Genomic DNA, 6129 nt, shown 5'->3' with positions numbered 1-6129 from the left:
CCTTTATTAAAGCATATAGAGCGTTAGCAAATTTTCGTGGTGAAAGTGCATTTTATACTTGGTTGTATCGTATTGCGGTAAACACCGCAAAAAACCATCTTACGTCGCAAGGGCGCAGAGCACCTGCAAACGATGTTGATATAGAAGATGCAGAATATTATGAAGGCAGTGATGCGTTAAAAGAGTTTGCATCACCAGAGCGGTTATTAATGAAAGATCAAATGAGTAAAGTGATCTTTGATACGCTCGACACTCTGCCCGAAGAGTTAAAAATGGCAATATCGCTCAGAGAGCTAGAAGGAATGAGTTATGAAGATATTGCTAATATAATGGATTGCCCTGTTGGCACAGTAAGATCTCGTATCTTTCGTGCTCGAGAAGCAATCGACAAACAGCTCCAGCCTTTGCTGGAAAAGTAACAGTCTTAACCTTAGATAGGTGAATAATGCTTAAATCAAGTCAAGAGTGGGTATCTGCAGCAGTTGATGGTGAAACCGATGATAAAACATTGGCGCAGCTTTCTGCCGACGTTGCTTCACATGATGAATGGCAACGCTATCACATGATAGGCGATGCATTGCGCGGCGAGTTGCCGGCAGCCATTGACTTAGACCTTTTTGCTAGTATCACGGCAGCAATTGAGCTTGAACCGACAATTATTATGCCTCAGGCCAAACAAAGTGAATTAGCTGATCAAGTTGAAATTCCACAGCCAATTGCAGTGGCCTCAAACGTGGTGCCATTCTTCAAACAGTTTGGTCAATATGCTATTGCTGCAACCGTTGCTATGGTGGCCATTGTTGGAGTGCAAAACTATAACCAAACCAATGATGCTGAGTCACCATTACCGGTATTAATGACCCGTCCTTTAGTAGGCAGCATGGCTCCGGTAAGTTATCAGACTGGCGCAGTACAAAATCAACAAAGTTATTCCAACGAGCAAGTCATAGAACAGCGTCGCCGTATTAATGCTTATATTCAAGATCATATGCTACAACAACGTTTGAATCCAGGTGTTGCTGTTGATGATAATAGCGTGCAAGATGCTGCGGTAAACCCATAATCCGTCGGCAGAACCTTGTCTTACCATGTTAGGAGTTAGCTTGCGCATTATCCTGCTAGCACTGTTAGTGTTAACCTTTCCAATACACGCTGAAGATGATTTATCTGCTAAAGCTTGGCTTAACAATATGAGCCAAGCAATGCACGATAAGCAATACAAAACCTCTATTATTCAGCTACAAGCCGACCATATTCGTCCGCTTGTCTATATTCATGGCATTGTCGATAATAAAGAAGTCGCATTACTTGAATACCTTAATGGCCCCCCTAAAAATGCGGTTCGAGTGGGTAATACGGTTACGTTCATAGAACATGATCAACCTGCTTACAGTGTTGTAGCGCCTCGTATTCAGGGCATTTGGCCAGCAGCCCTAGCGGGAGATTTAAGCCAGCTCGAAAAAGGCTATCAGTTTGTCATCGGTGGTCGGGGTCGCATTGCCGGACGACCAGGGCAAATGATCCGTTTACTCGCCAATGATGATAATCGTTATGACGCACAAGTGTGGATTGATATGGACACTTATCTGCCGTTACGTTTTGATTCTCTCAATAAAGAAAAACAATTACTTGAACAAACCATGGTAATTGAGTTGGTTGAATTAACTGAGCCTGCGAACATTTTAATTGAAGCCGCAAAGCAGGAATGGCCAGCAGTAATGAACAAAGCGGAACGCACTGATGGTAAAAACTGGCAATTTACTTGGTTGCCAGAAGGGTTTGATGTAGTTGTTCGCGATCATCACCGCTTGATTGGTATTCATGAACCGGTTGAATATGTGGCATTAACGGATGGATTAGCCAATATTTCTGTTTATGTCGCGCGAGCTGGAGAAAATCCAATGCCCAATGAACTACTGATCCGTAATGGTTTATCCATGGTGGTTGTTAAAGTGGGTACACTTGAAGTGGTTGCTATTGGTAAGGTACCTTCTGAAACATTAGACAAAATAGCTAATAGTTTAGTGTTAAAATAAACAATGCTCATTGACAAGAAAGCCGTGGCAGCATGTTTTGTGTCACGGCTTTCGTGTTTTTGTGAACTGTTAAAAATGATCTAGCTTAGCGGTAAACTTGCTTAGCCAATGAGTAGCATTGTGCTAAAGTTGTGTTCTTATTTATGGTTTGAGTTGATTAAATGAATAGTCACATACCTGAGTCATCCACATCCACTATGATGGAAGAAATTGCCCGCGTGGTTGATTATCAACAGGGCTGGGTAACCGTTGAGGTAGAGTTAAAAAGTGCATGTAACCATTGTGCCAGCAGCGAAAATTGTGGCACATCGACAATAGCTAAAGCTTTTTCGGTTCATACACAACGTTTTTCATTACCAAGTGCGAAACCTTGCAATAGCGGTGATTTACTTAAAATTGGCTTACCTGAAAGTGTCATCATTAAAGCTGCAGCATTAGTGTACTTATTGCCGTTATTAGGGTTGTTTTTATCGGCAATGGTAGGGCATATGTTAGCTGCTGGAATAGGGTTAAGTACTAATGGTTTTGCGATGACCTTTGGTGCAATAGGCGCATTAGTTGCATGGTTTATTGGTAAACACTTTGCCGCTCAACTTGAGGCTCACGCAACACCAGAGATCATTGCTTATCTAGGCCAAGAAGTGGGCATTATTAGTGCCACTAATTAGTCAGTGTTTTACGCATTCTTGCTAACCGCCACTCACGCTATATCATCTGTTGCACTGATCCTTTGAGCCTGAAAATGTAATAACACACATTCGAAAACCTCTGGTATTGGTCGATAATCGTACCAAAATAGATACTATTGTTTAATCTGATTGGTATTACCCCCCTAATCAGGTACAATTTGCCACCTTAATTTTCATCATTTTAGTAGTAGTCATCGCAGCATAATGAAACACATTAGAAACTTCTCGATTATTGCCCATATCGACCATGGTAAATCAACTTTATCCGATCGCCTTATCCAGGTATGTGGCGGCTTAACTGACCGTGAAATGGCTGCACAGGTTTTAGATTCAATGGATCTAGAACGTGAGCGTGGCATTACGATTAAAGCCCAAAGTGTCACCTTAGATTACCATGCAAAAGATGGTAAAACTTATCTACTCAACTTCATTGATACACCTGGCCACGTTGACTTCTCTTATGAAGTATCACGTTCTTTGGCTGCTTGTGAAGGTGCACTATTAGTCGTAGATGCTGGTCAAGGCGTAGAAGCTCAGACATTAGCAAACTGCTATACCGCACTAGAAATGAATTTGGACGTTGTACCAATATTAAATAAAATAGACTTACCTCAGGCAGAACCAGATCGTGTAGCAGCAGAAATTGAAGATATCGTTGGCATTGATGCCATTGATGCTGTGCGTTGTTCTGCGAAGACCGGTGTGGGTGTAGATTTAGTATTAGAAGAAATTATCGCGAAAATACCTCCTCCAGAGGGTGATGAATCAGCTCCTTTGCAAGCGTTGATTATTGACTCATGGTTTGATGCATACTTAGGTGTAGTGTCTTTAGTACGTATTAAGAATGGTATTCTTAAAAAAGGTGAAAAATTTAAAGTTATGTCCACAGGGCAAAACTATAACGCCGATCGCGTAGGCATTTTTACACCAAAAGAAAAAGACAAATTAGAGCTTCGTGCCGGTGAAGTGGGTTATATAATTTCAGGTATTAAAGAAATTCACGGCGCGCCGGTAGGCGATACCTTGACCCATGCAAAAAATGGCGCAGACAAGCCGCTACCTGGTTTTAAGCGTGTAAAACCTCAGGTTTATGCTGGTGTATTCCCGATTTCTACTGATGAATATGAAAGCTTCCGTGATGCGTTAAATAAATTAAGTTTGAATGATGCATCACTGTTTTTTGAACCTGAAACATCATCAGCGTTAGGTTTTGGTTTCCGTATAGGTTATCTCGGTCTTCTCCACATGGAGATTGTACAAGAGCGTTTAGAGCGCGAATACAATCTGGATTTGATTACGACGGCACCCACTGTGGTGTACGAAGTTATCATGAACAATGGTGAAACGATTTATGTTGATAATCCATCTGGGTTACCTGCGCTGAATAATATCGAAGAAATTCGTGAACCGATTGTTGAAGCCAACATATTAGTGCCTAAAGAATACTTAGGTAACGTGATTACCTTGTGTATTGAAAAGCGTGGTTCACAAACCAATATGGTTTATCACGGTAATCAAGTGGCTGTGACTTATCATTTGCCGATGGCTGAAGTGGTAATGGATTTCTTTGACCGTCTTAAGTCAACGAGTCGGGGTTATGCGTCATTAGAGTATAACTTCATCCGTTTTGATCCTGCCGATATGGTGCGATTGGACATTTTAATCAATGGCGACAGAGTCGATGCACTAGCGATGATTATTCACCGCAGCAATATTCGTCACCGTGGTTTGGCATTGGTTGAAAAGATGAAAGAACTGATCCCTCGCCAAATGTTTGATATTGCTATTCAGGCAGCTGTTGGTAGTCAGATTATTGCTCGTTCAAGTATTAAAGCATTACGTAAAGATGTTACCGCTAAGTGTTATGGTGGCGACGTTTCGCGTAAGAAGAAGTTACTTAACAAGCAAAAAGAAGGTAAAAAGCGCATGAAGCAAGTGGGTAACGTTGAAGTGCCACAAGAGGCATTCTTAGCGGTACTGAAACTTAATGATTAATAATAATTAATTGTTTTAGTTTGCTAGTGCCTGTTGATGTTTGCTGGTTAAATTTTGTTCGAGATAAAAACGTTTTAATCGAGGCGAGTGGATTGCTGCCTAGTAATCTAAGCACCACTTGATTCACAAAGAATCGCTCAACAAAGAGTAAAACGTTTTTAGCTGAACCCTTCGGGCAGCGTTTGTTGACCATTTTTACTGCGTTATCGGCTTTTTATGTAGAATAACTACACTACAAAGCCTCTGCCTTGTATAAATGACCAACAATTCGCTGCAAAAACAACCTTGAAAGATCAACAGACACTAAACGCCGCGTATTGCGGCGTTATGGTTATTTTTACTATATATTTTGTAACACTCAACTGGGTGAATGTTTATTCGTTAATCACCATACTGGATTGAGTTATTCTGAGCCTTTGCTCAAGCCATATGGATCCAATACACCCAGCAGGAGATAAATCAGTAATGGCAGCCTATTTTTCGCTCATTTTAGTGCTCGTAACCCTAATCAGTGGTCTTATTTGGTTAATTGATGTGGTATTTTTTGCGCCGAAACGCCGTGAAAGCTTATTAGCAGCACAAGCTAACTCAACCCAGTTAAGTGCAGATGCGATAGATAAAATCATTCGTGAGCCTGTGTTAGTTGAAACCGCACATTCCATTTTTCCGGTTATCGCTTTTGTAATGATTTTACGCTCTTTTATTTATGAGCCATTTCAAATCCCTTCAGGCTCAATGATGCCGACACTCTTGGTCGGTGATTTCATTTTGGTTGAAAAGTTTAGTTACGGATTACGCGATCCTGTATGGCGTAGCAAGTTGGTTGAAACGGGTGAACCTGAGCGCGGAGATGTATTTGTATTTAAATACCCTGAAAATCCAAAAATTGATTACATAAAGCGTGTGGTTGGTTTGCCTGGTGACAAGATTTTTTATCGTAATAAACAACTCATGATCCAAGAAGCGTGTGCTAATAAAACTGACTGTCCTGCTGCTCATACCATTGAGCATGTGGAGATTAATCGAGGTGAGTTTAGCCAAAATGGCGTACCATTAACTCGTTTGACGGAGCAATTAGGCGATCTTGAACACGATATTCTAATTAATCCATCTCGCCCTGATTTTAGACAGCATTTTTATCCTCAAGCAGGTCTTCCTGCAGGTGAATTTGTCGTGCCTAAAGGGATGTATTTTGCCATGGGTGATAATCGTGATAATAGTACCGATAGTCGTTTTTGGGGCTTTGTGCCGGAAGAAAACCTTGTCGGTAAAGCCGTTGCAATTTGGATTAGTTTTGAATTTGATCGTAAGCCGAGTGATGTGTTGCCAACGTGGGTACCGACCGGTGTTCGTTTTGATAGAGTAGGTGGAATACATTGATGGAACCCATTAAAAATTTGCCGCGCTTG

General features: G+C 41.2%; 6 protein-coding genes. All 6 read left to right on the top strand.

The window, feature by feature from the left end:
* Positions 1-419: RNA polymerase sigma factor RpoE (rpoE, locus tag H5202_RS16950; protein ID WP_182773112.1), on the top strand; the 419-nt coding region annotated here is incomplete at its 5' end.
* Positions 420-445: 26 nt separating this feature from the next.
* On the top strand, positions 446-1063 hold the full coding sequence (locus H5202_RS16945) for a sigma-E factor negative regulatory protein (protein ID WP_182773111.1): 618 nt from the start codon (positions 446-448) through the stop codon (positions 1061-1063).
* Between the two features lie 40 nt (positions 1064-1103).
* Positions 1104-2036 carry a MucB/RseB C-terminal domain-containing protein gene (locus H5202_RS16940; protein ID WP_182773110.1) on the top strand — a complete coding sequence of 311 codons (933 nt, stop codon included), beginning with the start codon at positions 1104-1106 and terminating at the stop codon, positions 2034-2036.
* 197 nt (positions 2037-2233) lie between these two features.
* Positions 2234-2704, top strand: coding sequence for a SoxR reducing system RseC family protein (locus H5202_RS16935; RefSeq protein ID WP_182773113.1), 471 nt, complete (start codon positions 2234-2236; stop codon positions 2702-2704).
* A 225-nt stretch (positions 2705-2929) separates the two neighbouring features.
* The gene (gene lepA / locus H5202_RS16930; RefSeq protein ID WP_182773109.1) at positions 2930-4720 is read left to right on the top strand and encodes a translation elongation factor 4; all 1791 of its coding nucleotides are present in this window, start codon (positions 2930-2932) and stop codon (positions 4718-4720) included.
* Positions 4721-5185: 465 nt separating this feature from the next.
* Positions 5186-6100 carry a signal peptidase I gene (lepB, locus tag H5202_RS16925; RefSeq protein WP_182773108.1) on the top strand — a complete coding sequence of 305 codons (915 nt, stop codon included), beginning with the start codon at positions 5186-5188 and terminating at the stop codon, positions 6098-6100.
* Positions 6101-6129: the final 29 nt, after the last annotated feature.

The organism is Shewanella sp. SG41-4, assembly GCF_014164505.1.
Taxonomy (GTDB): Bacteria; Pseudomonadota; Gammaproteobacteria; order Enterobacterales; family Shewanellaceae; genus Shewanella.
Note: the sequence above shows the minus strand (reverse complement) of the source record. Positions and strands in the feature narration are given on the sequence as shown.

Bases quoted from the DNA above. Each gene is read 5' to 3' on its own strand.
- H5202_RS16945 (WP_182773111.1), top strand. From the start codon at position 446: ATGCTTAAATCAAGTCAAGAGTGGGTATCTGCAGCAGTTGATGGTGAA.
- H5202_RS16935 (WP_182773113.1), top strand. From the start codon at position 2,234: ATGATGGAAGAAATTGCCCGCGTGGTTGATTATCAACAGGGCTGGGTA.
- lepA (WP_182773109.1), top strand. From the start codon at position 2,930: ATGAAACACATTAGAAACTTCTCGATTATTGCCCATATCGACCATGGT.
- lepB (WP_182773108.1), top strand. From the start codon at position 5,186: ATGGCAGCCTATTTTTCGCTCATTTTAGTGCTCGTAACCCTAATCAGT.